Source organism: Phaeobacter sp. JH20_37 (assembly GCF_048056015.1).
Classification (GTDB): Bacteria; Pseudomonadota; Alphaproteobacteria; order Rhodobacterales; family Rhodobacteraceae; genus Phaeobacter; species Phaeobacter bryozoorum.
In genome coordinates, this window is sequence record NZ_JAYMWW010000013.1 from 887,975 (window position 1) to 912,023 (window position 24,049).

Below are 24,049 nucleotides of genomic sequence, written 5' to 3' on the forward strand. Positions count from 1 at the left end.
GACTTCGAACAAGGAGCGACAACATGTTGATGCCACGCCAACCCACGCCCGATCTGACCCTGCCAACGCTGGACCATGGACCGTTTGACCTGTCGCGGGAAGACAGCCAGCGCGGCACCGTGATCTGCTTCTATCGCGGACTGCACTGCCCGATCTGTGCCAACTACCTCAAGGAACTGGAAAAACGGGTGGCCGATTTCGCCAGCCGTGGCGTGAACTGCATTGCGGTCAGTTCGGACGGCGAAGAGCGCACCCGCGCGATGGCCGAGAAGATCGAGGCGAAGAACCTACGGTTTGGCTATGATCTGCCCCTGAATGTCGCCCGCCAATGGGGCCTGTACCTGTCGACCTCACGCGGGAAGACATCAATCGGGATCGAGGAGCCGGCGCTGTTCTCCGAACCGGGCCTGTTCATGGTGACCCCTGAGCAGACGCTCTACTATGGGTCGGTGCAGACCATGCCCTTTGTCCGGCCGCATTTTTCAGAGCTGGTATCGGCGCTGGATTTCGCCATCGCCAACGACTATCCGGCGCGCGGCGAATACGACGGCGACGTCTGACGCGGGCTGCGCCAGGTCGCGGCGCCTGTCGGCCACGGCGTGCTGTGGCCGGATCGCCACCTGCCTCAGGTCGACAGGCAGAAATCCGGGCAAGAATGGATGGACAGCGGTGCCGCACAAGGGCATACACCGCAGACCCAGATATCCCAGTCGCTTGCAGGTCACCGTCCGGTGCAGATCCGTCTTGAAAAATTCGACCACCAGGAAGGCCAGCACCGCTATTGCGTGCTGCATCTGAGCCGAACCCTGTTTGGCGAATGGTGTGTCGAGCAGACCAGCGGGCCCTTGGGTGAGGCCGGAGGGCAGCAGCGGCGCAGCTACTATGCCTCGCAGGAGATCGCGCTGGCCGCAGCGGCGCAGCAGCGCGACCGTCAGATCAAACGCGGCTTTGTCCCGATTCCGGTTCAGCTGGGGCTGTTCTAGACGGGCACAAAAAAGGCGGCGCAGACATACCGTCCACGCCGCCCGTCCGATCGCTCACAGCACTCCGGCTGTTTACTTCACGCGGCTCCAGGTCTGTTTGGAGCAGATCAGCCCGCCCGCGACACAGCCCCGCAGAGCCAGCGATGCGCCCGACAGGTTCATCTTGCCGATGTAGATCTTGTTGTTCGACGGCCGCCAGACCTTGCCCGCATAAGACCCGTCGCCATTGGCCACCATATCGATCACCAATGTCTTGCCGATATTGGGGGATTTATACTCTCCCTCGGCATTGAAGGTCCGGCTGATCTTGCCGCAGACCGCCGCGCCGCAGGGCGCCATGGTGACATGCGCATAAGAGCCGTCATCCGTCTGCGTCTTCCAGGTGCCCAGCACCGGATCCGCCGCGGCCATGCCCGCCAGCCCCAGTGCAAATGTCACGCCAAGTGCCAGTTTCTTCATGTGTCATCCTCCCTTTTGCAGCCAGTCTGGCCGCCAACAGGCAATTCAGGCAAGCTTGACCTCGGGTCGCGTTGCAATCACGGGCCGCCTTGTGCAAAAGAGGCGTCAGAGCAGGCCCGCCCCCGATCACCGGCGACCGGAGGCGGCGGCCCCGGCTCAGACAGTTCTGGCAGTACCGATAAGGGCACGCGATATGATCCTCTACCCCGCAATTGATCTCAAGGACGGGCAAGCCGTTCGCCTGCTGCATGGCGATATGGACAAGACAACGGTCTTCAACGACGATCCGGCAGCGCAGGCGCTGGAGTTTGTCGCCGCAGGCTGCGAATGGCTGCATCTGGTCGATCTCAACGGTGCCTTTGCAGGCGAGCCGGTCAATGCGGCCCCGGTCGAGGACATTCTGAAACGGTGCCAGGTGCCCGCACAGCTGGGCGGCGGTATTCGCGATATGGCGACCATCGAACGCTGGATCGACAAGGGGCTGGCGCGGGTGATCCTTGGCACCGTGGCGGTGGAAAATCCCGATCTGGTCCGCGAGGCGGCACGTGCATTCCCGGGCAAGGTTGCCGTCGGCATTGACGCGCGCAATGGCCGCGTTGCGACCAAAGGCTGGGCCGAGGAAACCGATGTGATGGTTACGGATCTGGCAAAATCCTTCGAAGACGCAGGTGTTGCCGCGATCATCTACACCGATATTCTGCGCGACGGCGCCATGAAGGGGCCGAATATCGAGGCAACGGCAGATCTGGCCAATGCCGTCAGCATCCCGGTGATCGCCTCGGGCGGCGTGTCCTCGCTCGACGATTTGCAGGCCCTGAAATCCTGCGGCGCGCCGCTCAATGGCGCGATTTCCGGCCGCGCCCTCTACGATGGGGCCATCGACCTCGCGCAGGCGCTGAAGATCCTGAAGGGCTGAGACCTGGTCTTCTTCTGGCCGAAAATATCCCGGGGGTGAATGGGCCAAAGGCCCAGAGGGGGCAGCGCCCCCGCCCCGGCCCCCGGCCCCCGCTCCCGGTTGGCTCCAGCTGCCCCCGCAGCGGATCAGCGCGCGGCGGCCGCCGTCAGTTTTGCCAGCGCGCCCTGCATCTTGGCGATGACATCGGCATCAGCCGCGATATCCAGACCCGCCAGCATCTCTGCCGGGTTTTCATAGGTCAGCCAGACCTGCCCCTCGGCATCCTCATGGACCAGAACCTTCAGCGGCAGGAAAAGCCCCGCCCGGATATCCGCCTGCATCGCGGGGGTGCCCAGCTTGGGATTGCCAAAGATCAGGAGTTGCGCCTCGGCGAGGGACATATCCACGGCTGCCGCACCCGCAGCGTGGTCCACCCGGGCAAAAACCGTGGCCCCGGCGCCTTCGACCGCCGTCTGTAGCGCATCCATGGTGTCAGACACGGAACTCGGGCTCGGAACCGTCATCAGTTCGGCTGCGGCCGGGATCGCGGAGAGCGCAGCAAGAGTTCCGGCAAGGGCGAGGGATTTGATCATGGCGATGGCTCCGAGAAAATGACAACATGCCAGCAGCACAGGCCAAGCGGGGCAAACAGGCAATTCACATCTCAGGCATCGGCAGAGTGTCGCTGACCTGACTGCCCCTCTGTGGCCCACCCTCTGCCAGGCAAGACCAGCGGTCGACACCCCAAGGCCACGCGCGGCCTGCGGCACCGCGCCTGCTTTCCATTCCTCACGTAATGGCGTCTATTGCGCGGCGACAGCGCAATCGGCGCCTCCGGTTGCGATCACAGACACGAAAGTTCTCCCATGCCCCGCGTCCGCAAGACCCGCCTCCCAGACAGCGCCCGTTTGTGGCAGATGGTATCGCCCGGTGATTTTGTCGATGGCTATGCGGTCGACAGTCCGCTCACCCCGCGCGAGGCCGCCGATATCGGCCTGTCGATGCCGGGCTGGGCAGCCGCACTCCTGCGGCTGCGCAATGCCTTGGTCCGCCCGCTCGGACTGAAGACCGAGGTGAGCGACAGCGGCGAGGGCGCGATTTTTCCGGTGACATTCGAGGACAGCCGCGAGCTGATCCTGGGCGCCGATGATGCTCATCTCGATTTCCGTATCACCGTATTGCGGCACGAAGGACGGATTCACATGGCCACCTGGGTGCATCGTCACAATCTGCTGGGACGGATCTATCTGGCGCTGGTGATGCCGTTTCACATCCTGATCATCCGTGACAGCATGCGCCGCATCGCGCGGCACCGCCCGATGATTGCATCCCAACCACCCGCGCAGTAAAGACACAAGGCACCCCCAGCGGCAAAGGGATCGCCATGCTGAAGACCCGTATCATCCCCTGTCTCGACGTGGCTGACGGCCGCGTGGTCAAAGGTGTCAATTTTGTCGGCCTGCGCGATGCCGGAGACCCGGTTGAGGCAGCCAAGGCCTATGACGCGGCAGGCGCGGATGAAATCTGCTTTCTCGACATTCATGCAACCCACGAAAATCGCGGCACCATGTTCGATATGGTGCGACGCACCGCAGAGCAGTGTTTTGTGCCGCTGACCGTGGGCGGTGGGGTGCGCACAAAGGATGATGTGCGCGCGTTGCTGCTGGCAGGCGCCGATAAGGTGTCGTTCAATTCCGCAGCCGTGGCCAACCCGGATGTGATCCGCGAGGCGGCCGATCAGTTTGGCAGCCAGTGCATCGTCTGCGCCATCGACGCCAAGACCGTGGCCCCCGGCAAATGGGAGATCTTCACCCATGGCGGGCGCCGCGAAACCGGCATTGATGCGGTGGACTTCGCCCGGCTGGTCGTTGCCAAGGGCGCCGGGGAAATCCTGCTCACCTCGATGGATCGCGACGGCACGAAATCTGGCTTCAACCTGCCGCTCACCCGCGCCATTTCGGATGCGGTGGACGTGCCGGTGATTGCCTCTGGCGGGGTTGGCACGCTCGACCATCTGGTCGAGGGCGTCACCGAAGGCGGCGCCAGCGCGGTTCTGGCGGCGTCGATCTTCCACTTTGGCGAATATACCATCCAGGAGGCCAAAGAGCATATGGCCAAGGCCGGTATCCCGATGAGGCTGACATGAGTCTGCTGCACGATCTCGAAGCCACCATTCTGTCCCGCAAGGGGGCTGATCCGGAGAGCAGCTGGACCGCCAAACTGCTGGCCAAGGGTCCAGAGAAATGCGCCGAGAAATTCGGCGAGGAAGCCATTGAGGCCATCATCGAGGCGGTGAAGGACAACGCGGCCGGACTTGCCTCCGAGGGCGCCGATGTGCTGTATCATTTTCTGGTGATGCTGGCGGCCCGCGATGTGGCGCTGGATGATGTGCTACAGGTGCTGGCCGAGCGTCAGGGTCTGAGCGGCATCGCCGAGAAGGCCGCCCGCCCCAAGGGCTGAAATCCAGGCCATGCGGCGGATCAGGGGAGACGCAGCCTCCGCGCGGCACGGGCGGCTTGCCCTTGACGCGCAAAGACCCCTACAATCGTTAAGGCCCTTCGAGGGATCCCAACACATCGTCTGCGCCGCGCAGCGGCGCCCGGCCCAACCGTGTATGCCGCCCGTCAGGGCGGCGGGAATGGGCGGGAGCGCCCTGCCCGGCGGTCGGGCATCACAGTTTCGACGAGATGATTCCGGTGGCAAACCCACCCATGCGCAGCTCGCCAAACAGGCGCTGATATTCGATCTTGGGGCACCGGTTCTGGATCACGGTGAGGCCCGCCGCCTCGGCTCGTTCAGCCGCTTCGGCATGTTCGACCCCGATCTGCATCCAGATCGTCTGCAGCCCCTCGCAGACCTCCAGCGCCTCCTCGACAATGGGTGGGACCGCCTCTGAGCGGCGAAAGATGTCGACCATATGCACCGGCTCGTCGATGTCCCGTAGACTGGCGTGAATGGTCTGGCCGAACAGGGTTTTGCCGGCATGACCGGGATTCACCGGCAGGACGCGATAGCCCTTGAGCCCGAGATAGCGGGCCACATAGTAGCTGGGACGCACCGGGTTCGTGGAGACCCCGACCACGGCAATGGTCTTGCTGCGTGTGAGCACGTCCTTCAGATGTCGATCGGAATAGTCTGGCATCGCTCCCCCGGCTGTTCTGGCCTTGTATCGAAGCGCCCTCATCGCGCTTCGATCTGCCTGACCCTATCGGCTGGGACACGAGGTGCAAGATGAATTGCAACGGCTCTGACGCCCGCTGGCGGACCAGCCTGTTGGCGCAAGAACGAGAGATAAAGCCCGGTCAGACAATAAAAAAGCGCCCAGGACAAACCTGGGCGCGAGGTATGGAACGAGGGACAGTGAAAAAGATCTGCGAAGGTTCCAATTCGCAGTCTGTTAATAATATGGGATGGTCATCGCGTTTTGAAAGGGATCCTCTCAAATTCGTGACATTTCTCCTGCGGGGCCAGTCACATAGGTCCATAGCACAAGCAGGCGTTCGAGGCGGTCATTTGCGCAGGACGGCTGGCCACTGCTGTTCGGCATCAGCGATCAACCTCAGCCGCTCCGCCTCCCAGGCGGCCAATGCGCTGGGGTTGTTCAGGAGATAGAGTCGCCCGTCGGCAATCACCCAGAGCGTCGGATTGCCGGGCGCCAGATATCCCTGCGACAGCGCATAGGCGCAATAGCCGCCAAATCGTGGCGCAAAAGCTCTGGGATTGCGTTCGAATTCTTCCTGATTCTGCGATGAGGCAAAGCGCCAGATCGCCCCGCGCCACAGGATCGCATGGTCTTGCTGACCGGGGATTGCCGCGCCATCCTGAAAGAACGCCACCACGTCATGGCCGCCCACCGCCAGCCCACGCGGCGCGGAGACCAGTGCAACCTCCGCCCGTGCTGGCGTGGCTGTCAGCATCGCTGCGGCCAGGGTGATCAGCGCGCCCAGGCACAGGGCGGCGAGCCTGGATCCCGCCTTGGCATCGCTTCGCGACGCGGCCCCGCCGACCACCAGACCGGCCAGCCAACCGGCCAGCCAACCAGCCACCAGTTCTGCCGAGGCACCCAACACGGGCTGTGCGCAGGCGCGCCAGCTCCGGCAGATGATGGCAGTCGAAAACGTCACAGGCGTGCAGGTCCTTGTCAGGAAACTGGGGTTGAATTTAAAGCGCAGCAAGAACAGTCGCTCTTACCCGGCCAAGTCTGCCCGGCGCGCAGGCCGCTGCAAAGGGTGGATACGCATTTGTGATGGATCCGTGACCTTTGCACAGATGCGCCCAACCCCTGATCGGGGCTGGGCCGCCGCTAGCGGTTCAGCTGGCGGCATCGACAGGCAGGCAAGGCTTAGCGCGCAATAGAGGCATAAAGCGCAATCGCCGCGGCATTGGAGACGTTCAGCGATCCGAATCCGCCCGCCGCGTCAATCTTCACCAGATGATCCACAGTTTCCTTGGTCTTCTGGCGCAGGCCCGGCCCTTCTGCCCCCAGCACGAGGGCTACCGGATCCCCCTTGCGCCCCTCAAGCACGGTTTCGATGGTCTCTTCCGCCTCGCCATCAAGGCCGAGCACCAGAAACCCCATCCGCTGCAACTCGACGATGGTATCGGCGAGATTGCGCATCCGCAGATAGGGCTGGCGCTCAAGCGCGCCGCTGGCGGTTTTGGCAAGGGCGCCGGTTTCCGGTGCCGAGTTATGCCGCGTGCCGATCACGGCGCTGGCGCCCAGCACCTCGGCCGAGCGCAGGATGGCACCGACGTTATGCGGATCAGTGACCCGGTCCAGGAGCACCACACGCGGGCGTTCCGCACCGATGCAGTTTTCCGCCAGACCGCCCCAGTTCAACGGCTTGACCTCCATCGCCGCGCCCTGATGGACGGATTGTTTGTCGATCGGCGGATTGAACTTGCGCGGGTCGATCACCTCGGCTTCGATGCCCGACTGGGCGATGGCATCGGCCAGTTTCGCCTCGGCGTTCTGGGTCACCATCAGACGCAGTTTTTCGCGCTTGGGATTGAGCAGCGCATCGCGCACCGCATGCAGACCGAACAACCATACCGTTTCCGCCGAGGCTGCCTTTTTGGACTGCTCTTTTTCGACGACCCATTTGGGTTTTTTAGACATTTTGCTCTCCAGCAGAAAGAAATCCGGACCCGTGTGAAAATCTGGCGATTTTCCTGTTGACGCCCCTTTGGCCTGCTTGTAATCACGCCTCCACATCAGGTGCAACACGCAACTGATTGTGGGCGACAGGCCGCAAGGTGTGGCAGGGGACTGTAACTCCCTCGCGGAGACGCACGCCTGGTTCGATTCCAGGGTCGCCCACCATCTTCTCTCTTTCAGCATCGGTAAGCAAGAAGATGGTGGCAGCCGCCCGGACCATGGGCGCATCTCGCAAGCCTCTGATACATATCACTATTCCGGCACATCAAGACGCTCAGCCGCTGAGCCGCTTTCCATGTCATCTGCTGATGATCCGTGGCTGCGGCAGAAGAAAACCGGCGCAGCAATCTGCACCGGCCTCATCGAATTGGAGGTTGGACGCGAAGGCTTCAGCGGTCCTGTTCGGCCTGTGCGACGGCGGAATGGACCCAGCTCACCAACGCCTCAAGGTCCGGTTCGGCCTCCTGTGCCAGCCCGTCGGAAAAGCTCTGAAACGCCTCCACATTCATCCGGTTCACACCTGAAACCACAACCGCGCCGCGCGCCAGCGCTTCGCCGATAACGGGGCGCATCCCGCGCCCGTCAGCTTCGTGTTTGCCAAATTTATTGACCAGCAGAACCTGCGGCGCCGGGTCCTGCCCCAGCGCTGCCGTGACCTGTCCAACCGCGCGCTCCAGCGCCTCGGGGTTCAGGCGGCAGCCGCGTGCCTCCGGGCCGAGAGACTGCGAGATGCGGATGGTTTCGCCCGCGGGCAGAACGCGCACATCCATGTCACAGAGCTGGCTGTCGTAGCATTCGGTGTTGGTCTGGACGATGCCAGCCAGCCGCAGCCCATCGGCCTGCAACCGCTCCGCCAGGGCGCTGAGCAGTTTATCGGTGGCACCGCGTTCCTGGGTCATCACGTAGGACAGATGCATTGTGGCCTCTTGCTAGGAAATTGCGTGCCCGCAGGCTAACCCCAAATGCACATGACAGCCAGAGGCCCGATTGCCGCGCGATACACGACTTTGGCATCAGACACGCTGTGCCAGCATCAGCACCGGATCATAGGTCAGCCGCACGCCCCCCTGATGGCCAAAGCGGCGACGATAGTCCTCCTCGAACTGGCGCAGCCTTCTGCGGGTCCAGCCTCCCCGAGACTGGCCATTCACGCCCGTTGCCCGCAGGTGGTGCAGCACGGCGCGCGGGGTCTCAAAGCTGAGCGTGATCGGAGCCTGCCGCAACTCGACAAGTCGCAGTCCCGGCGGCAGATGCTGCGCCCATTCGTGGTGATCCATGTAGTTGGGCGCCGCCGCCCCGGACCCCAGCGCGACCAATTCGTGGAAATGCGCGTGCCCAAAGCCAGAGAGCGCCAGCCAGCCACCGGGGCGCAGCGCGGTCTCAAACCCTTGCAGGAGGGAAGGCAGGTCGCCGATCCACTGCACAACCGAGGCAGCCGCGATCAGGTCCAGGTTTTCGGGCAGCGCGAGGGTTTCGATCCGTCCCGGCAGGAGGAGCGCCGATTGCCCATGCGCTGCCAGAACCGGCTGAAGGCCTGCCTCTGCCTCTGGCACAAGGTCGTTGAGCGTGAGATGGCGGACCGACAGATCCCGCAACAGCGCATCGGTCAGATGGCCGGTCCCTGCCCCGAATTCAAACAGATGTGCGACGGGGGAGGTGCCGATATGTGCAGCGAGGAGCGCCGACAGCTCTGCCGCGATCTGTGCCTGCGCGCTGGCAGCATCGTGGTAGCTCCCAAGCCCACGGCGAAAGGCGCGGGCCACGCGGGCGGCATCCACGGTTGGGGGGGGCAGATCCCTCATGACAGCAGGGCCTGCCAGCTGTCGAAGTGATCAAACGGCGCATGGGCGGCTGTGGGCAGCTCCCTCAGCGCCACGCCCGCCCAGGCCCGGTGCTGATTTGCGGGCGGAAAGATTCGGTCCCGCCCAGCGATCCAGACCAGATCAAAGCCGACAGCCGGCGCCGGTCCGCGCTGCGCGACCGCATGCAGCTCGGCCCGGCGAGCGTCAATGTCGATCTCATGGGGAGACTGCGGCGCATTGAATGTCCGGCGCAGGAACTGGGCAAAGCTCTGCTCACTCAGCCCCTCTGCGGTCCTGGCCATCACCTCCGGCGGGATGCCGCGCGTCTCGTCCACGGGCGCAAGGGTGCCGTTGACCGCGACCTTGCGATCAAAGGGATCGCCGCGCCCCTGCTGCCAATGGGCATAACCCGCAACGCCGAAAGACCAGGCCAGCAGCGTGACATGATCGTAGCCAGACAGATCGGGGAGATCGGCATCAAGGCTGCGGAAATCGCTGACAAACAGAACATCCTCAGGGCCGGTGAGATGCGCAAAAACATCCGCCCCAATCGCCCAGCCGCCGAAGACCACGATGGCCTCGGCTGCCTCGTTCTGTTTGAGCCAGCGGAATTCCATCGCCTAGAGTTCCCGCGCCAGCCGCAGCATGCCTGCGGTGATTTCGCTCAGTTGCTCCGGCGATGTGATGAAGGGCGGCATCGTGTAGATGTTGGTGCCGAAGGGGCGCAGGAACACGCCCATCTCATGCGCGCGGGCGTGCGCCTCATCCGCCGAGACGCTGTGCTTCATCTCGATGACACCAATGGCGCCCAAGACCCGCACATCAGCCACATTGGGTAGATCGCGGGCCGGGGCCAGTTCGGCCTGCAACTGCTCAGCGATGGCCGCCACCGTGCCGCGCCAGTCCTGTCCGGTCAGCAGGTCCAGCGAGGCCTTAGCCGCGGCGCAGGCCAGCGGATTGCCCATATAAGTCGGCCCGTGCATGAACAGGCCCGGGTTGCCGCCGCCGATGCCCTCCGCCACGCGGTCGTTGGTCATGGTGCAGGCAAATGAGATATGGCCGCCGGTCAGCCCCTTGCCGAGGCAGATGATGTCCGGCTCGACAGTGCAGAAATTGGTGGCAAACAGCTCTCCGGTGCGGCCAAAGCCGGTAGCAATTTCGTCGAAGATCAGAAGGATACCCAGCTCATCGCAAATGATACGGGCCTGATTGAGATATTCCGGGTGGTAGAAATACATACCGCCAGTACCCTGCACCACGGGTTCCAGGATGAAGGCGGCGATCCTTTCTGCGTTGGCATCCAGCACATCGCGCAGTTCACCCAGGCCGTTCCGGGCCGGGTCGTCCACCCAGTCCTCATGGATGCGGACCGGCGGGCGGGAGACGAAGTGCTGCACGCTCAGCGCGCCCTGAAACAGGTGGTGCATGCCGGTGTCGGGGTCGCAGACGCTCATCGCCTTCCAGGTATCGCCGTGATAGCCGGCGCGGATGGTGGCGAACTGCTGGCGGTCCGGCTGCCCGATGGCGTGCTGGTACTGCACCGCCATTTTCATCGCCACCTCGACCGAGACCGAGCCGCTGTCGCAGTAAAAAATGCGCGTCAGGCTGTCCGGCGTGATCTCCAAGAGCTTGCGGCCCAGGTCGATGGCGGGGTCATGGGTCAGCCCGCCGAACATCACATGCGGCAGGGTGTCGAGCTGGGCGTGGATCGCCTTGGTGATTGCCGGGTTCCTGTGGCCGTGCATCATGCACCACCAGGACGACATGGCATCAATCAGCCTTGTGCCGTCGTCCAGCGTGATGTACATGCCCTCGCTTTCCTTCACCACAAAGGTCGGGCCAGGCTTGGCGACGTTGGTGTAAGGGTGCCAGAGGTGCTGCTGGTCGAATTCCAGCTGGGTGAGGTCTGCCGCACTCATGCCATCTCTCCTTGGGCCAAGGCCTCCTTGATCAGGTCCACGTTGATGCTTTCGGCAAAGGTATCTTCGAGCACCGTTCTGGTCCGGTCGATAGACCGGGCCGCGCCCGCCCCTCCCCCCGGGAGGGCGCTTCGCACCCGCCCAGGCTCGGGCGTGGCCCTCAGCTCTTCCATGAAGGGCAGCCGTCCCAAATACGCGACCTGGCCGAACTGGCAGATGGTTTCCTCCACCGCCGGTTCCGCGTCGCCGATGAAGGCCACGCCGACCACCGGACAGCCTGCATCGCGCAGCGCCTTCAGCGACAGCAGCGTATGGTTGATCGTGCCCAGCTGCGTCCGGGCGCAGAGGATCACCGGTGCGCACCAGCGGACGAACAGGTCGAGGTACAGCAGCTTGCGGTTCAAGGGCACCATCAGCCCGCCCGCGCCCTCGGCCACCAGCACGCCGTTCACCTCGGGCAACGGCAGCGTATCCGGGTCGATCTCCACCCCTTCGGCCTCCGCCGACAGATGCGGCGAGGCGGGCAGTTGCAGCAGGTACCCCTCCGGCAGCGCCGGGCGGCCCGACAGGCGGGCGACGATCTGGCTGTCGGTCTCCTCCTCCAGCCCGGATTGCACCGGCTTCCAGTAGGTGGCACCGAGCGCCTGCACCAGACCGGCGGAAAAGATGGTCTTGCCGATGCCGGTATCGGTTCCGGTGACAATCAGCGCGCTCATGCTGCACTCTCCATTTCCCGGGCGAGGTCTTCGAACATCCGGGTGATGACCTCTGCCCCCGTATTCAACGTGATCGACAGCCGCAGCCGCGAGGTGCCGCGCGGCACCGTCGGCGGGCGGATGCCGCGAATGTCATAGCCGCGGGCCTGCATCCTCGCGGCCAGCGTCATGGTGCGCTTATCGTCGCCAATCACCACCGGCAGAATTTGGCTCTGGAAACCCTCCAGCCCGCACTGGCGTTTGGCCTCATCATGCGCATGAGTAATCCCCTGCCACGCCCGCTCGCGGCGGCCCGGGTTCTGTTGCAGCTCCTGCAAGGCGGCCCGCACCAGCGCCGCGTTCAGCGGCGACGGCGCGGTCGCGAAGATGAAGCCGCGCGCCTTGTTGATCAGAGTCTCGATCAAAACCCGCTGGCCGCAGATCAGCGCGCCGGAAGCGCCCAGCGCCTTCCCGCAGGTGTGCAAGGAAAGGACGTTGGAGCGGTGGGCGATGTCATGTGCCAGTCCGCGACCCAGATCGCCGAACACGCCGGTCGAATGCGCCTCATCCACCACCAGCACGGCGCCCTCTGCATCCGCCAGCGCCATCAGCGCACCGAGCGGCGCCAGGTCGCCGTCCATGGAATAGACCGCCTCAACCGCGATCCAGGCCTGCCCCGTGCCGCCCTCAGCGCGCCAGTCCTTCAGCACCCGTGCCGCGTCCTCCGCATCGCTGTGGGCAAAGCTGCGGGTCTCTGCCCGGCCCAGCCGCATCCCGTCGTGGGTGCTGGCATGGATCAGCGCGTCATAAAGCACCAGATCACCCTGCTGCGGCAGCGTGGAGAAGATCGCCTGATTGGCATTGAAGCCGCCGCCCATGAACAGCGCGGCCTCGGTTCCGAAAAACGCAGCCGCCTCCGTCTCCAGCAGCTGGTGCTCCGCATCGTTGCCACGCAAAAGGCGCGAACCGCCCGCGCCCACCGGCACGCCGCGCGCCAGTGCGTCAGCGGCGGCGGCACGCAGCACATCGCTGCTCGCCAGCCCAAGGTAGTCGTTGGAGGCAAAGTCATGCCCGTCCCGCGGCATCAGTTGCCGGTAGCGCCCGCGTGTGCGCAGCGCTTCCAGCGATGTCTCATGCCTTAGGAAGGCGCCCGCCATCAGCGGCTGCCGTCGCAACCCGCAGCCATGGCGGTGATGCCCAGACGATCGAACAGCTGCTGGTCCTTGTCCTCTTCGGGGTTGTCGGCGGTCAGCAGCGTGTCGCCCACAAAGATCGAGTTGGCGCCGGCAAAGAAGCACATCGCCTGCATCTCGTCCGACATATCGGTGCGGCCGGCCGACAGGCGCACGTGGGATTTCGGCATCAGGATGCGGGCCAGCGCCACGGAGCGGACAAATTCGATCGGATCCAGCTTCTCGACATTGGCGAGCGGCGTGTCGGCGATCGGGATCAGCATGTTGACCGGCACCGAGTCGGGATGCACCTCCAGCGTCGCCAGCGCCAGCATCATGTCGATGCGGTCCAGCTGCTGCTCGCCCATGCCGACGATGCCGCCGGAGCAGACCTTGATGCCCGCCTCGCGAACCCGGTTCAGGGTGTCGATCCGGTCGGCAAAGGTGCGGGTGGTGATGATCTCGGAGTAATACCGCTCCGAGGTGTCGATGTTGTGGTTATAATAATCCAGCCCTGCATCGCGCAGGCGGAACACCTGCTCCTCGTCCAGCATGCCCAGCGTCATGCAGGTTTCCATGCCCAGATCCTTGACGCCCTGCACCATCGCCTCAAGTGCGGCCATGTCGCGGTCCTTGGGCGAACGCCAGGCGGCCCCCATGCAGTAGCGCGTCGCGCCGCCTTCCTTGGCTTTCCTGGCCTCGGCAATCACTCGCTGCACCTCGATCAGCTTGGAGGCCGAGAGCTGCGCGCCGTTGCGCGCCGACTGCGAGCAATAGGCGCAATCCTCGGCGCAGCCGCCGGTCTTGATGCTCAGGAGCTTGGATTTCTGCACCTGATTGGGGTCGAAATACTGTCGGTGCACGCTGTGCGCCTCAAACAGCAGATCCATGAACGGCTTGTTGTAGATCGCTTCCGCTTCCTCGCGGGTCCAGTCGGTGCGGATGGGTGCAGCGTCCAGCATGCTGTCTCCTGTTCTCTATACCTGTCGGCCATGCGCGGATGGCGTTGCGGTTTTATAGATAACTTGCAGGGTTGCGATCAAGCGTAAAGCTGCGATGCAGCGATTTGCCCCACCGGAGGAGTCATCTTGGATTTAGCGCATTGTTATTTATACATATAAATAATCTATAAAATTACAGGTTGACGGGATGACAGCATCTCCCCTACCCCTAAGGCACGCAGGGGAGTCCCGCCAAGGGGACTGAGAGGCGTTTTGGTGCGGGGCAACCCAAACCGGCGGCGCGACCCTTTGAACCTGACCCAGTTGATACTGGCGTAGGAAGCTAGGCATGCACGGCGCCGGGACAAATACACCCCGACCACCCTGCGTTGACCGAACAAGAGGGCCGCGCGCCCTCTGTTTCCCGAGCCAAGCCTCATCTGGTGTCTTTTCTGAGTCTAGGCTTCGAGGAGCACCATAATGAACGTCCCCAACCCAAAGATCACCACAGGTGGCCTGCCTGCATCGCGCAAGATCTACGTTGCAGGCGAGGTCCATCAAGACATCCGCGTGCCGATGCGCGAGATCGCCACCCACCCCACTGCGGGCGAGGCGCCGCTGCCGGTCTATGACAGCTCCGGCCCCTACACCGACCCGGATGTGCTGACCGATATCCGCCAGGGCCTGCCCGCCCTGCGCCGCCAGTGGACCCTCGCGCGCGGCGACGTCGAGAGCTATCAGGGCCGCGATGTGAAGCCAGAGGACAACGGTTTTGTCGTGGGCGACCGGCTGGTGCCTGAGTTCCCGGTGAAGCCTGCCCCGCTGCGCGGCAAGGACGGCGCCGCGCCAACCCAGCTGGCCTATGCCCGCGCCGGTATCATCACGCCGGAGATGGAATTTGTGGCGATCCGCGAAAATCAGCTGCGCGAGCTGTCGCCCTGCCACGGCAACCGCGACGGCAATGATTTTGGCGCCAATATCCCCGACTACGTGACGCCGGAATTCGTTCGCTCCGAAATCGCCGCCGGTCGCGCCATCATCCCGGCCAACATCAACCACCCTGAACTCGAGCCGATGATCATCGGCCGCAATTTCAAGGTGAAGATCAACGCCAATATGGGCACCTCTGCCGTCACCTCCTCGATGGAAGAAGAGGTGGACAAGCTGGTCTGGGCGATCCGCTGGGGTGCTGACACGGTGATGGACCTGTCCACGGGCCGCAACATCCACAACACCCGCGAATGGATCGTGCGCAACTCGCCGGTGCCGATCGGCACCGTGCCGATCTATCAGGCGCTGGAGAAGGTGAATGGTATCGCCGAGGACCTGACCTGGGAAGTGTTCCGCGACACGCTGATCGAGCAGGCGGAACAGGGCGTCGATTACTTCACCATTCATGCGGGTGTGCGGCTGCACATGGTGCCGATGACCGTGAACCGGGTGACCGGGATCGTCTCGCGCGGCGGCTCAATCATGGCGAAGTGGTGCCTGCATCACCACAAGGAAAGCTTCCTTTATGAGCATTTCGAGGAGATCTGCGACATCTGCCGCCAGTATGACGTCAGCTTCTCGCTGGGTGATGGCTTGCGCCCCGGCTCCATCGCCGACGCCAATGACGAGGCGCAGTTTGCCGAGCTGGAAACCCTTGGGGAAATCACCAAGATCGCCTGGGCCAAGGACTGCCAGGTGATGATCGAGGGTCCGGGCCATGTCGCCATGCACAAGATCAAGGAAAACATGGACAAGCAGCTGGAGTGCTGCCACGAGGCGCCGTTCTATACGCTGGGGCCGCTGACCACCGACATCGCGCCGGGCTATGACCACATCACCAGCGGCATTGGGGCGGCGATGATCGGCTGGTTCGGCTGCGCGATGCTGTGCTACGTGACGCCGAAGGAGCACCTGGGCCTGCCTGACCGGGACGACGTGAAAACCGGCGTGATCACCTATAAGATCGCAGCCCATGCCGCCGATCTGGCCAAGGGTCTGCCGGGGGCGCAGCGCCGCGATGATGCGCTCTCCCGCGCGCGGTTTGAGTTCCGCTGGGAGGATCAGTTCAACCTGTCGCTGGACCCGGATACTGCGCGCGAATTCCACGACCAGACTCTGCCGAAACAGGCCCATAAGGTTGCACATTTCTGCTCCATGTGCGGGCCGAAGTTCTGCTCCATGCGGATCAGCCACGACATCCGCGCCGAAGCGCAGAAGGAAGGCATGGAGGCAATGGCGGCCAAGTTCCGCGAGGGCGGCGAGCTCTATGTGCCTGCACCTGAGGCTGCGGAACCGGCGGAATGATCACCATCGCAGGCGCGGGCCTCGCCGGTCTCGCCTGCGCCTATGAGCTGGCGCAGCGCGGGGCCGCCGTGCGGATCTACGAACGCGCGGCTGCGATCGGTGCAGGCAGTGTCGCGCGCTATGCCGGCGGCATGCTCGCCCCCTGGTGCGAACGCGAAAGCGCCGAGGAGGCGGTGATCACCCTCGGTGGCCGCGCCATCGACTGGTGGGCCAAGGTCACGAGCGTCCACAGGCGCGGCACGCTGATGTTGGCGCCTGCCCGCGACCGGGCCGAGCTGACCCGCTTTGCCCGCCGCACCACCGGGCATCGGGGCGTGGACGAGGCCGAGATCGCGACGATGGAGCCGGCGCTGGCGGGGCGGTTTGCGCAGGGGCTGTTCTTTGAGCAGGAGGCACATCTGGACCCGCGACAGGCGATCCGGGATCTGGCGGCGGCGGTCTCTGCGCTTGGCGTTGAGATCTGTCTGGGGGCTGATGCGCCGGGAAGCGTTGATATCGACTGCCGGGGCATCGCCGCCGCCGACCGGCTAACGGGTCTGCGGCCTGTGCGCGGAGAGATGGCGATACTGCACTGCCCGGAGGTCATGCTCACCCGCACCCTGCGGCTGCTGCACCCGAGAATACCGCTGTACCTCGTCCCGCGCGGCGACGGGCTGTTCATGATCGGCGGCACCATGGTTGAAAGCACATCCACCCGTCCCGTTACCCTGCGCTCGCTCAGCGAGCTGCTGAATGCAGCCTTCACCCTGCACCCGGGCTTTGCCGAGGCCAGCGTTGTGGAAACCGGCGCAGGCCTGCGCCCCGCCTTTGCCGACAATCTGCCCCGCCTTCATCAGGACGGCGGGACGCTATTCCTCAACGGGCTGTACCGCCACGGATTTCTGCTGGCGCCCGCGATGGCGCAGCAGGTGGCGGACCGCCTCACACCGGAGACATCAGATGAACATCACCGTGAACGCCAAAGCGCATGAGGTGAGCGCCCGGACGCTGGAAGCTGCGCTGCGCGAGCTGGGCTATATCAGCCCATCGGTCGCCACCGCGCTGAATGGCGCCTTTGTGGCCCGCACCCGACGCGCTGACACCGAGCTGAACGAGGGCGACCGCATCGAAGTGCTCGCCCCGATGCAGGGGGGATGACGATGCAGATCTATGGAGAAGAGATCACCTCGCGGCTGCTGCTGGGCACCGCCCAATACCCCTCGCCTGTGGTCCTGAGCGAGGCAATCAGAACCAGTGGCTGCGAAATCATCACCGTGTCCCTGCGGCGCGAGACCGCTGATGGCTCCGGCGCGGGATTCTGGGACGGCCTGCGCGATACCGGCTGCCGCATCCTGCCCAACACCGCAGGCTGCCACTCCGTGCAGGAAGCAGTGACCACCGCCCAGATGGCGCGCGAACTGTTCGGCACGCCCTGGATCAAGCTGGAAGTGATCGGCCATTGCGACACGCTGCAACCGGATGTGTTCGGGCTGGTCGAGGCCGCGCGTACGCTGTCTGACGATGGGTTTCAGGTCTTTCCCTACACCACCGACGATCTGGTGGTCGGAGAGAAACTCCTTGAGGCGGGCTGTGAGGTGCTGATGCCCTGGGGCGCGCCGATCGGATCCGGTCAGGGCTTGCGCAACCCGGATGGCCTGCGCGCGATGCGGGCCTATTTCCCTGAGGTGCCGCTGATCGTGGATGCGGGCATTGGCCGCCCGTCGGATGCGACGCAGGCGATGGAGCTGGGCATGGATGCCGTGCTGCTGAACACCGCTGTGGCCAAGGCCGGGGATCCTGCCGGAATGGCGCGCGCCATGGCGCTGGCGATTGAGGCCGGGCGCGCCGGATATCACGCAGACCCGATGGAGCGGCGCGATATGGCGGTGCCCTCCACCCCTGTTCTTGGCCTCGCAGCGCTAAGCTGAGCTGCGCCCCCCCTTATTCACGGAGACGACAATGGAGCGTTTTTACCTGATCGTTGGTCATGTCAGCCAATTGGAACTGCTGGTTCCCCATGGGGTGCGCCTTGTGCAGCTGCGGCTGAAAGACCTGCCGGAGCCGGAGATCCGCCGCCAGATTGCCCGCGCGCGGGATTTCTGCGCCGTGCATGGCGCGCAGCTGGTGGTCAATGACTATTGGCAGGCCGCACTGGATCTGAACTGCAGCTTTGTGCACCTGGGGCAGGAAGACATGGACACGGCCGATTTTGAGGCCCTGCGCCGCAAGGGCGTGCGGTTTGGCCTGTCGACCCATGACGAAGCGGAGCTGGAGCGCGCCCTCGCCCATGGCCCTGAGTATGTGGCGCTTGGTCCGGTTTATGAAACCCTGCTGAAACAGATGAAATGGGCCCCACAGGGGCTTGACCGGGTGCGCCGGTGGAAAGCCATGGCGGGAGACACACCGCTGGTTGCCATTGGCGGGCTGACGCCCGAACGCCTGCCCGGGGTCTTTGCCGCAGGTGCAGACAGCGCTGCCGTGGTGACGGATATCCAGCAGGCCGCCAACCCGGAGGCGCGGACCCTGGAATGGATCCGGGCCTGCGCGAGATGAGCCGCTTTGACCGCCAGACCGCTTTGCCGGAGGTGGGCGCCAAGGGACAGCAGAGGCTGGCCAGCGCCCATATTCTTGTTGTCGGGGCCGGCGGGCTTGGCTGTCCGGTTCTGCAATATCTTGCCGGTGCCGGTATTGGCGAAATCACGGTGATGGACGGGGACCGGGTTGAGGCAACCAACCTGCCACGCCAGCCACTCTATACATTTGCGGACGTTGGCCGCTACAAGGTCGAGGCCGCGCGCAGGCGGCTGATCGCAATGGCGCCGGAGCTGCGGCTGCACCCCCATGCACGCGACCTGACACCGGACAATGTCGCCGCTGCGGTCGGCCCCGCCGATCTGGTGATAGATGCTGCCGACAGCTATGCGGTGTCCTACACGCTTTCGGATTGCTGTCAGCAGCTGGGGCGTCCGCTGATCAGCGCGTCGGCACTGGCGCAATCGGGTTATGTCGGCGTCTTTTGCGGGGGCGGCCCCTCGCTGCGCGCCGTCTTCCCCGACCCGCCCGACAGGAGCGCTACCTGCGCCAGTGCCGGGATTATGGGGCCGGTTGTCGGGGTGATTGGCGCCCTGCAGGCACAGCTTGCCCTGAAGTTGCTACTGGGCCATCAGCCAACCCCGCTGGGGCGGATGTTCAGCCTCGACTTTGCCGGGCTTCAGATGGGCGGGTTTGATTTCGCCACGGCTGCAGAGCCTGCGCGGTCGCTGCCCTTTATCGGGGTGAACAGCGTGACCGCCGCCGATTACGTGATAGAATTGCGCCCGGAGGATGAGGCCGCTGAACCGGCCACGACGACCGCTGTCCGCATCCTGCCGGATCGGTTGACGGCGGCTGATCTGCCGACGGACCGCCGGGTTGTGCTTGCCTGTCATAGTGGCCTGCGGGCCTGGCGCAAGGCGGCGGAGCTTGCGCCTGACTTTGCCGGAGATCTGGCGCTCTTGGCAGCGGGGCGGCGGCAATGAGCGCGCTGCTGATCATCGCAGGCACCGACAGCAGCGGCGGCGCCGGGCTGACCCGTGATATCGCCGCCGCCACGGCGATGGCCCGCATGATCCCGCAGTTCGCGGCTCGATCGCTGAGCCTGCGACCGGTGGTGACAGCCGTGACCGTGCAGACCAACCAGGCCTTGCAGGAGATCTACCCGACGCCGGTTGAAGGTATTCTGGGTCAGATACAGGCCGCTGTTGAGACCGGCCCGATCAGCGCGGTAAAGATCGGCATGGTCGGAAGCGCGGCAGCTGCCGAGGCAATTGCCGCAACTCTGGCGCGGTTGCTTCCGCCGAGTTGTCCGGTTGTGCTGGATCCGGTTCTGCGCAGCAGTTCAGGCGGTCGGCTGATGCACGCCGGTGATCTGGCACCGTTAATGGCCCGCGCCGATCTGATCACCCCCAACTTGCACGAAGCATCGCAGCTATGCCCAGGCTTGCACGGCGCAGTTCCGGGCGGCGGGAGCCGCTTTGACCCGCAGCACTTCGGCATGGCAGCGCAGGCGGGCCAGATTCACCAGGCGGGCGCCGGAGCGGTTCTGATCAAAGGGGGACATGGGACCGACGCGATGGCAGTGGACCATCTCTTCTGCGGCGCCACCCATGTCGCCTACCCGCGGCCAAGACTGAAACAGACCAAGCGCGGCACCGGCTGTACCCTGGCCACCGCAATCGCAGTCCAGCTGATGGCCGCGCAACAGATCGAGACAGCCTGCCGGGCGGCTGGCGACTATGTGCATGAATGGCTGAAAGAGATCCCTGCCTGATTGGCGCATGGTCGGTTCCCCGCCGCCTGTTCCCGGTGCTCGCTGCTGTGGTATCGGTTTCCAGCCGCAGATTTCTGGCGCGCTTTGAGACTGACATTGGCCGTTGAACGCGACGATCGGCATCCGGCGCGACACCAGGGCCGATGGATCATGGCACTGGAGCACTGGAGCACTGGGGAATCGCGGCATCATCGCGGCAGGCCGCCACCCAGACCGCTGGCATGGAAAAACCGCGCCGGGATGGTCCGGCACGGTCTCTGTCTCGGTCGTTGAAATTCTGGCTTTCAAGGCCCGTTTCCGGGTCAGAAATCCTGCCAGATATCCCTGGCCGCGTTGCCACTGGTGCTGGCGACCGCCGGGGCCGGGGTCGGTTTCACCGCCTCCAGATCCCAGTCATCGCCATGGGCACTGGGCGCCGCCGGCTTGGGGTCATTTCTGGTGACCCGCGGCGCCGGGGCCGCTGCTGCGGTCTTGCGGGCAGGTTCCGAGGCCGGTCTGCCCCCCGCCGCGACCCGGAAATGGGCGACCAGCTGGGCCAGCTTGGTGGCATCGGCATTGAGCATATGCCCGGCGGCAGTGGCCTCTTCGACCATGGCGGCGTTCTGCTGGGTGACCTGATCAAGCTGGGTCACGCCGGTGTTGATCTCATGCAGACCGGTCGACTGTTCGCTGGCACCGGTTGCGATGCCCGAAACCAGTTTCGAGATATGGCCGACCCGCTCCACGATGCTTTGCAGCGCGTCGCCGGTTTTGCCCACCAGATCAACGCCCCGCTCCACCTGCTTGGTGCTGTCGCCGATCAGCGTCTTGATCTCCATCGCCGCATCCGAGGACCGCTGCGCCAGGGCGCGCACCTCGCTGGCGACCACGGCAAAGCCCTTGCCCGCCTCGCCGGCCCGCGCGGCCTCGACACCGGCGTTCAGCGCCAGGAGATTGGTCTGGAAGGCGATGTCGTCAATCACCCCGATGATCTGCGAAATATGGGTCGAGGACTGCTCGATCTCGGTCATTGCGGAGACGGCGCTCTGCACCACGGTGCCACTGGTTTCGGCCTCCTGTTTGGCTTCCTGCATGATGCTTTCGACACTGCGGGCGCCTTCGGCGGCGGATTTCACGCTGGCCGTCATCTCGTCCAGGGCGGCGGCGGTTTCTTCCAGCGTGGCGGCCTGGCTTTCGGTGCGGTTGGACAGGTCGTCGGAGGCCTGGCTGATCTCATTGGCGCCGTTGCGGATGCTTTCGGCGGTGTCGATCACCTGGGTCACAGTGGCGCTCAGCGTTTCCGCGGTGCGGTTGAAGTCACGCTGCAGCTGGGCGTAATCCTCCGGCAGGGTCTCGTTGATACGCACGGTCAGATCGCCCTGCGACAGTGCCGCGAGACGGCTGGAGATGATCGACACAACATCGGACCGCTCGGCGTCGCGGGTCTGCTGCTGGCCTTTCAGCACGTCTTGCTCCTGCAGCTTCCCGCGGAATGCCTCCAGCGTTCGGGCCATTTCGCCAATTTCGCTGCGCGCCCGAGTATAGGGTACATCCGTCGCCGTCTCGCCGTCGGCCATCGTGGCCATCCGCGCCTTCAGACCGTTGATCGGTCCGGTAACACTGCGCAGCAGGACCGTCGAGGCAATCACCAGAAGAATCAGGCTGATCGCGAGGGTGGCCATCGCTTCGGTCCGCATCTGGGCAAGATCCGCCCGAATGTCAGAGACATAGGAGCCGGTGCCAATGACCCAGCCCCAGGGTTCAAAGGCCTTCACATAGCCGATTTTCTGCTCTGGAGTAGTCTGACCCGGTTTCTGGAACCAATAGCGGACCGAGCCGGCACCATCAGCTGCGGCAACCTTGCCCAGCTCCTGGAACACCCTGATACCCTTCACGTCTTCGAAGCCGGACCGGTCAGTGCCGACCCAGTCTGGCACCATGGGGTGCGCACGCACGATAAGTTCCTTGTCGAATGCAAAGAGGTAGCCGGAGGTTTCGAAGCGAATTTTCTCAATCACTTCACGGCCCTGAGCGCGCGCCTCCTCGGCTGTCAGCTCACCAGACTGTACCCGCGCCTCAAGATCGGCAAGCAGGCTGATTGAGGTATCGATGATATTGCTGAGCTCACGGTCGCGCATGGCATAGGCGTTGTCGACTGCGCGTGACAGCAGCAGGACGGTCAGCAGCACAGAGAGCGCGAGTGCCATCGCCACCACAGCGTAGATACGGATGGGAAGACGAAAGAATATGGACGGCATCGGTTACTTGGTCCTTTGAGGAATTACATCCCCGAACACTAGGACCGGCGCCCCTAACAAAGCGTTAGGCAAAGACCCAAAATCGCAGGCTTCACGCCATTATTGCATAGAATTTCAATCTCTTATCTTAAGAGTTTGGAAACCTTCACCCGCCTCGGGCCGCAGCTGGTCGCGGCGGCGCTGTGGCGCCCCTCGCTACACAGGAAAACGGCCCCGCAAAGGGGGCCGTTCAATCTGCGATTCGCGGGCCGCTCCGGACGTATCAGCTCACCGGCAACATGCCCTTCTCGGACGCCAGCTCGCGCATCTTCTTTTGAAGTTTCTCGAAGGCGCGCACCTCGATCTGGCGGATACGCTCGCGGCTGACGCCATATTGCGTGCTGAGGTCCTCCAGCGTTTTCGCCTGATCGGCCAGTCGGCGCTGCGTCAGAATATCCTTCTCGCGATCGTTGAGCACATCAAGCGCATTGGCGAGCAGCTCGCGGCGGGCCTCAAGCTCATCGCGCGCCTCGTAGTCGCCGGCCTGATCGGCATCCTCATCCTCCAGCCAGTCCTGCCACTGCATCGTGCCTTCGCCCTCGCTGCCGACGGTGGCATTGAGAGAGGCATCGCCGCCGGACATCCGCCGGTTCATCGAAATCACCTCCGTCTCGGTCACGCCGAGGTCGGTGGCGATCTTCTTGACGGTGTCGGGGTGCAGGTCGCCCTCCTCCAGCGCGCCGATACGGGCCTTGGCCTTGCGCAGATTGAAGAACAGCTTCTTCTGCGCCGAGGTGGTGCCGAGTTTCACCAGCGACCAGGACCGCAGGATATATTCCTGAATCGAGGCGCGGATCCACCACATGGCATAGGTCGCCAGGCGAAAGCCCTTTTCGGGATCAAAGCGTTTGACCGCCTGCATCAAACCGACATTGGCTTCGGAGATCACCTCGGCCTGCGGCAGACCATAGCCGCGATAGCCCATGGCAATTTTCGCCGCCAGACGCAGGTGCGATGTCACCATCTTATGGGCCGAGGCACTGTCCTGCTCTTCGACCCAGCGCTTGGCCAGCATATATTCCTCTTCCGGTTCCAACAGCGGGAACTTGCGGATTTCCTGAAGGTACCGGTTCAGCCCGCCTTCGGGTGTCGGCGCGGGCAGATTTGCATAATTTGCCATTCTTTGTGTCCCTCCCAATGTATAAGGACTTAACATCTCGTCATAT

27 protein-coding genes, 1 tRNA gene and 1 riboswitch are annotated in these 24,049 nt (G+C 64.0%); of the genes, 14 read left to right on the forward strand and 14 right to left on the reverse strand.

Annotation, left to right across the window (positions count from 1 at the left end; all coding sequences use genetic code 11):
* Positions 1 to 23: 23 nt before the first annotated feature.
* Together VWZ87_RS09040 and VWZ87_RS09045 are read left to right on the forward strand one after the other, a co-directional pair.
* Positions 24 to 560: a peroxiredoxin-like family protein gene (locus tag VWZ87_RS09040; RefSeq protein ID WP_340545018.1), complete on the forward strand. Its 537-nt coding sequence runs from the start codon at positions 24 to 26 to the stop codon at positions 558 to 560.
* A 171-nt stretch (positions 561 to 731) separates the two neighbouring features.
* Entirely contained in the window at positions 732 to 983 is a 252-nt protein-coding gene (locus VWZ87_RS09045; RefSeq protein ID WP_416536740.1) for a WGR domain-containing protein, read from the forward strand.
* A gap of 72 nt (positions 984 to 1,055) precedes the next feature.
* On the opposite strand, the gene VWZ87_RS09050 is transcribed toward VWZ87_RS09045, so the two are convergent.
* Entirely contained in the window at positions 1,056 to 1,442 is a 387-nt protein-coding gene (locus VWZ87_RS09050) for a DUF2147 domain-containing protein (protein ID WP_416536739.1), read from the reverse strand.
* A gap of 193 nt (positions 1,443 to 1,635) precedes the next feature.
* Here VWZ87_RS09050 and hisA point away from each other — a divergent pair, with 193 nt between their 5' ends.
* A complete protein-coding gene (gene hisA / locus VWZ87_RS09055; protein WP_340545015.1) occupies positions 1,636 to 2,358 on the forward strand; it encodes a 1-(5-phosphoribosyl)-5-[(5-phosphoribosylamino)methylideneamino]imidazole-4-carboxamide isomerase in 723 nt (240 codons plus the stop codon).
* Between the two features lie 125 nt (positions 2,359 to 2,483).
* Here the strand turns inward: hisA and VWZ87_RS09060 are convergent, their stop codons facing one another.
* Positions 2,484 to 2,930 carry a DUF302 domain-containing protein gene (locus VWZ87_RS09060; RefSeq protein ID WP_416535527.1) on the reverse strand — a complete coding sequence of 149 codons (447 nt, stop codon included), beginning with the start codon at positions 2,928 to 2,930 and terminating at the stop codon, positions 2,484 to 2,486.
* A gap of 273 nt (positions 2,931 to 3,203) precedes the next feature.
* Here VWZ87_RS09060 and VWZ87_RS09065 point away from each other — a divergent pair, with 273 nt between their 5' ends.
* From VWZ87_RS09065 to VWZ87_RS09075, 3 genes are read left to right on the forward strand one after another with little or no spacing between them, the layout of a single operon-like run.
* Complete coding sequence (locus tag VWZ87_RS09065) at positions 3,204 to 3,686, forward strand: DUF2867 domain-containing protein (protein ID WP_416535526.1); 483 nt, start codon at positions 3,204 to 3,206, stop codon at positions 3,684 to 3,686.
* A 35-nt stretch (positions 3,687 to 3,721) separates the two neighbouring features.
* Positions 3,722 to 4,483 (forward strand): imidazole glycerol phosphate synthase subunit HisF, encoded by a 762-nt coding sequence (gene hisF / locus VWZ87_RS09070; protein WP_340545012.1) that lies wholly within the window; start codon positions 3,722 to 3,724, stop codon positions 4,481 to 4,483.
* A complete protein-coding gene (locus tag VWZ87_RS09075) occupies positions 4,480 to 4,797 on the forward strand; it encodes a phosphoribosyl-ATP diphosphatase (RefSeq protein WP_416535525.1) in 318 nt (105 codons plus the stop codon). Before hisF ends, VWZ87_RS09075 begins: the two co-directional genes overlap by 4 nt.
* A gap of 211 nt (positions 4,798 to 5,008) precedes the next feature.
* Here the strand turns inward: VWZ87_RS09075 and VWZ87_RS09080 are convergent, their stop codons facing one another.
* From VWZ87_RS09080 to rlmB, 3 genes are all read right to left on the reverse strand, one after another.
* The gene (locus VWZ87_RS09080; protein ID WP_416535524.1) at positions 5,009 to 5,479 is read right to left on the reverse strand and encodes a CoA-binding protein; all 471 of its coding nucleotides are present in this window, start codon (positions 5,477 to 5,479) and stop codon (positions 5,009 to 5,011) included.
* A 367-nt stretch (positions 5,480 to 5,846) separates the two neighbouring features.
* Entirely contained in the window at positions 5,847 to 6,461 is a 615-nt protein-coding gene (locus VWZ87_RS09085; protein ID WP_340545009.1) for a YHS domain-containing (seleno)protein, read from the reverse strand.
* A gap of 218 nt (positions 6,462 to 6,679) precedes the next feature.
* Positions 6,680 to 7,456, reverse strand: a complete 777-nt coding sequence (rlmB, locus tag VWZ87_RS09090; RefSeq protein ID WP_340545008.1) for a 23S rRNA (guanosine(2251)-2'-O)-methyltransferase RlmB — start codon at positions 7,454 to 7,456, stop codon at positions 6,680 to 6,682.
* A 120-nt stretch (positions 7,457 to 7,576) separates the two neighbouring features.
* On the opposite strand from rlmB, the gene VWZ87_RS09095 reads away from it, so the two are divergent.
* Positions 7,577 to 7,660, forward strand: a tRNA-Tyr gene (locus tag VWZ87_RS09095).
* Between the two features lie 224 nt (positions 7,661 to 7,884).
* Here the strand turns inward: VWZ87_RS09095 and VWZ87_RS09100 are convergent.
* From VWZ87_RS09100 to bioB, 7 genes are all read right to left on the reverse strand, one after another.
* A complete protein-coding gene (locus VWZ87_RS09100; RefSeq protein WP_340545007.1) occupies positions 7,885 to 8,412 on the reverse strand; it encodes a DUF2478 domain-containing protein in 528 nt (175 codons plus the stop codon).
* Between the two features lie 96 nt (positions 8,413 to 8,508).
* Positions 8,509 to 9,297, reverse strand: coding sequence for a methyltransferase (locus VWZ87_RS09105; RefSeq protein WP_416535523.1), 789 nt, complete (start codon positions 9,295 to 9,297; stop codon positions 8,509 to 8,511).
* Positions 9,294 to 9,914: a pimeloyl-ACP methyl esterase BioG family protein gene (locus VWZ87_RS09110; protein WP_416535522.1), complete on the reverse strand. Its 621-nt coding sequence runs from the start codon at positions 9,912 to 9,914 to the stop codon at positions 9,294 to 9,296. Before VWZ87_RS09110 ends, VWZ87_RS09105 begins: the two co-directional genes overlap by 4 nt.
* 3 nt (positions 9,915 to 9,917) lie before the next feature.
* Positions 9,918 to 11,216, reverse strand: coding sequence for an adenosylmethionine--8-amino-7-oxononanoate transaminase (bioA, locus tag VWZ87_RS09115; protein WP_416535521.1), 1,299 nt, complete (start codon positions 11,214 to 11,216; stop codon positions 9,918 to 9,920).
* Complete coding sequence (bioD, locus tag VWZ87_RS09120) at positions 11,213 to 11,932, reverse strand: dethiobiotin synthase (RefSeq protein WP_416535520.1); 720 nt, start codon at positions 11,930 to 11,932, stop codon at positions 11,213 to 11,215. The genes bioA and bioD overlap by 4 nt, the downstream gene beginning before the upstream one ends.
* Positions 11,929 to 13,068, reverse strand: a complete 1,140-nt coding sequence (locus tag VWZ87_RS09125) for an 8-amino-7-oxononanoate synthase (RefSeq protein ID WP_416535519.1) — start codon at positions 13,066 to 13,068, stop codon at positions 11,929 to 11,931. Before VWZ87_RS09125 ends, bioD begins: the two co-directional genes overlap by 4 nt.
* On the reverse strand, positions 13,068 to 14,045 hold the full coding sequence (gene bioB, locus VWZ87_RS09130; RefSeq protein ID WP_416535518.1) for a biotin synthase BioB: 978 nt from the start codon (positions 14,043 to 14,045) through the stop codon (positions 13,068 to 13,070). The genes VWZ87_RS09125 and bioB overlap by 1 nt, the downstream gene beginning before the upstream one ends.
* A 209-nt stretch (positions 14,046 to 14,254) precedes the next feature.
* Positions 14,255 to 14,383, forward strand: a riboswitch (TPP riboswitch).
* A 121-nt stretch (positions 14,384 to 14,504) separates the two neighbouring features.
* Here bioB and thiC point away from each other — a divergent pair.
* The 7 genes from thiC to thiD are packed head-to-tail and all read left to right on the forward strand — an operon-like array spanning position 14,505 to position 20,607.
* Positions 14,505 to 16,319 carry a phosphomethylpyrimidine synthase ThiC gene (gene thiC, locus VWZ87_RS09135; protein ID WP_416535517.1) on the forward strand — a complete coding sequence of 605 codons (1,815 nt, stop codon included), beginning with the start codon at positions 14,505 to 14,507 and terminating at the stop codon, positions 16,317 to 16,319.
* The gene (locus tag VWZ87_RS09140) at positions 16,316 to 17,290 is read left to right on the forward strand and encodes an FAD-dependent oxidoreductase (protein ID WP_416535516.1); all 975 of its coding nucleotides are present in this window, start codon (positions 16,316 to 16,318) and stop codon (positions 17,288 to 17,290) included. Before thiC ends, VWZ87_RS09140 begins: the two co-directional genes overlap by 4 nt.
* The gene (thiS, locus tag VWZ87_RS09145) at positions 17,259 to 17,456 is read left to right on the forward strand and encodes a sulfur carrier protein ThiS (protein WP_340544998.1); all 198 of its coding nucleotides are present in this window, start codon (positions 17,259 to 17,261) and stop codon (positions 17,454 to 17,456) included. The genes VWZ87_RS09140 and thiS overlap by 32 nt, the downstream gene beginning before the upstream one ends.
* 2 nt (positions 17,457 to 17,458) lie before the next feature.
* On the forward strand, positions 17,459 to 18,226 hold the full coding sequence (locus tag VWZ87_RS09150; protein ID WP_416535515.1) for a thiazole synthase: 768 nt from the start codon (positions 17,459 to 17,461) through the stop codon (positions 18,224 to 18,226).
* 31 nt (positions 18,227 to 18,257) lie between these two features.
* Positions 18,258 to 18,851, forward strand: coding sequence for a thiamine phosphate synthase (locus VWZ87_RS09155; RefSeq protein ID WP_416535514.1), 594 nt, complete (start codon positions 18,258 to 18,260; stop codon positions 18,849 to 18,851).
* On the forward strand, positions 18,827 to 19,816 hold the full coding sequence (locus VWZ87_RS09160; RefSeq protein WP_416535513.1) for a ThiF family adenylyltransferase: 990 nt from the start codon (positions 18,827 to 18,829) through the stop codon (positions 19,814 to 19,816). Before VWZ87_RS09155 ends, VWZ87_RS09160 begins: the two co-directional genes overlap by 25 nt.
* Positions 19,813 to 20,607 carry a bifunctional hydroxymethylpyrimidine kinase/phosphomethylpyrimidine kinase gene (gene thiD, locus VWZ87_RS09165; protein WP_416535512.1) on the forward strand — a complete coding sequence of 265 codons (795 nt, stop codon included), beginning with the start codon at positions 19,813 to 19,815 and terminating at the stop codon, positions 20,605 to 20,607. Before VWZ87_RS09160 ends, thiD begins: the two co-directional genes overlap by 4 nt.
* A gap of 302 nt (positions 20,608 to 20,909) precedes the next feature.
* Here the strand turns inward: thiD and VWZ87_RS09170 are convergent, their stop codons facing one another.
* Positions 20,910 to 22,844, reverse strand: coding sequence for a methyl-accepting chemotaxis protein (locus tag VWZ87_RS09170; protein ID WP_416584324.1), 1,935 nt, complete (start codon positions 22,842 to 22,844; stop codon positions 20,910 to 20,912).
* A 262-nt stretch (positions 22,845 to 23,106) separates the two neighbouring features.
* A complete protein-coding gene (rpoH, locus tag VWZ87_RS09175) occupies positions 23,107 to 24,003 on the reverse strand; it encodes an RNA polymerase sigma factor RpoH (RefSeq protein WP_340544992.1) in 897 nt (298 codons plus the stop codon).
* Positions 24,004 to 24,049: the final 46 nt, after the last annotated feature.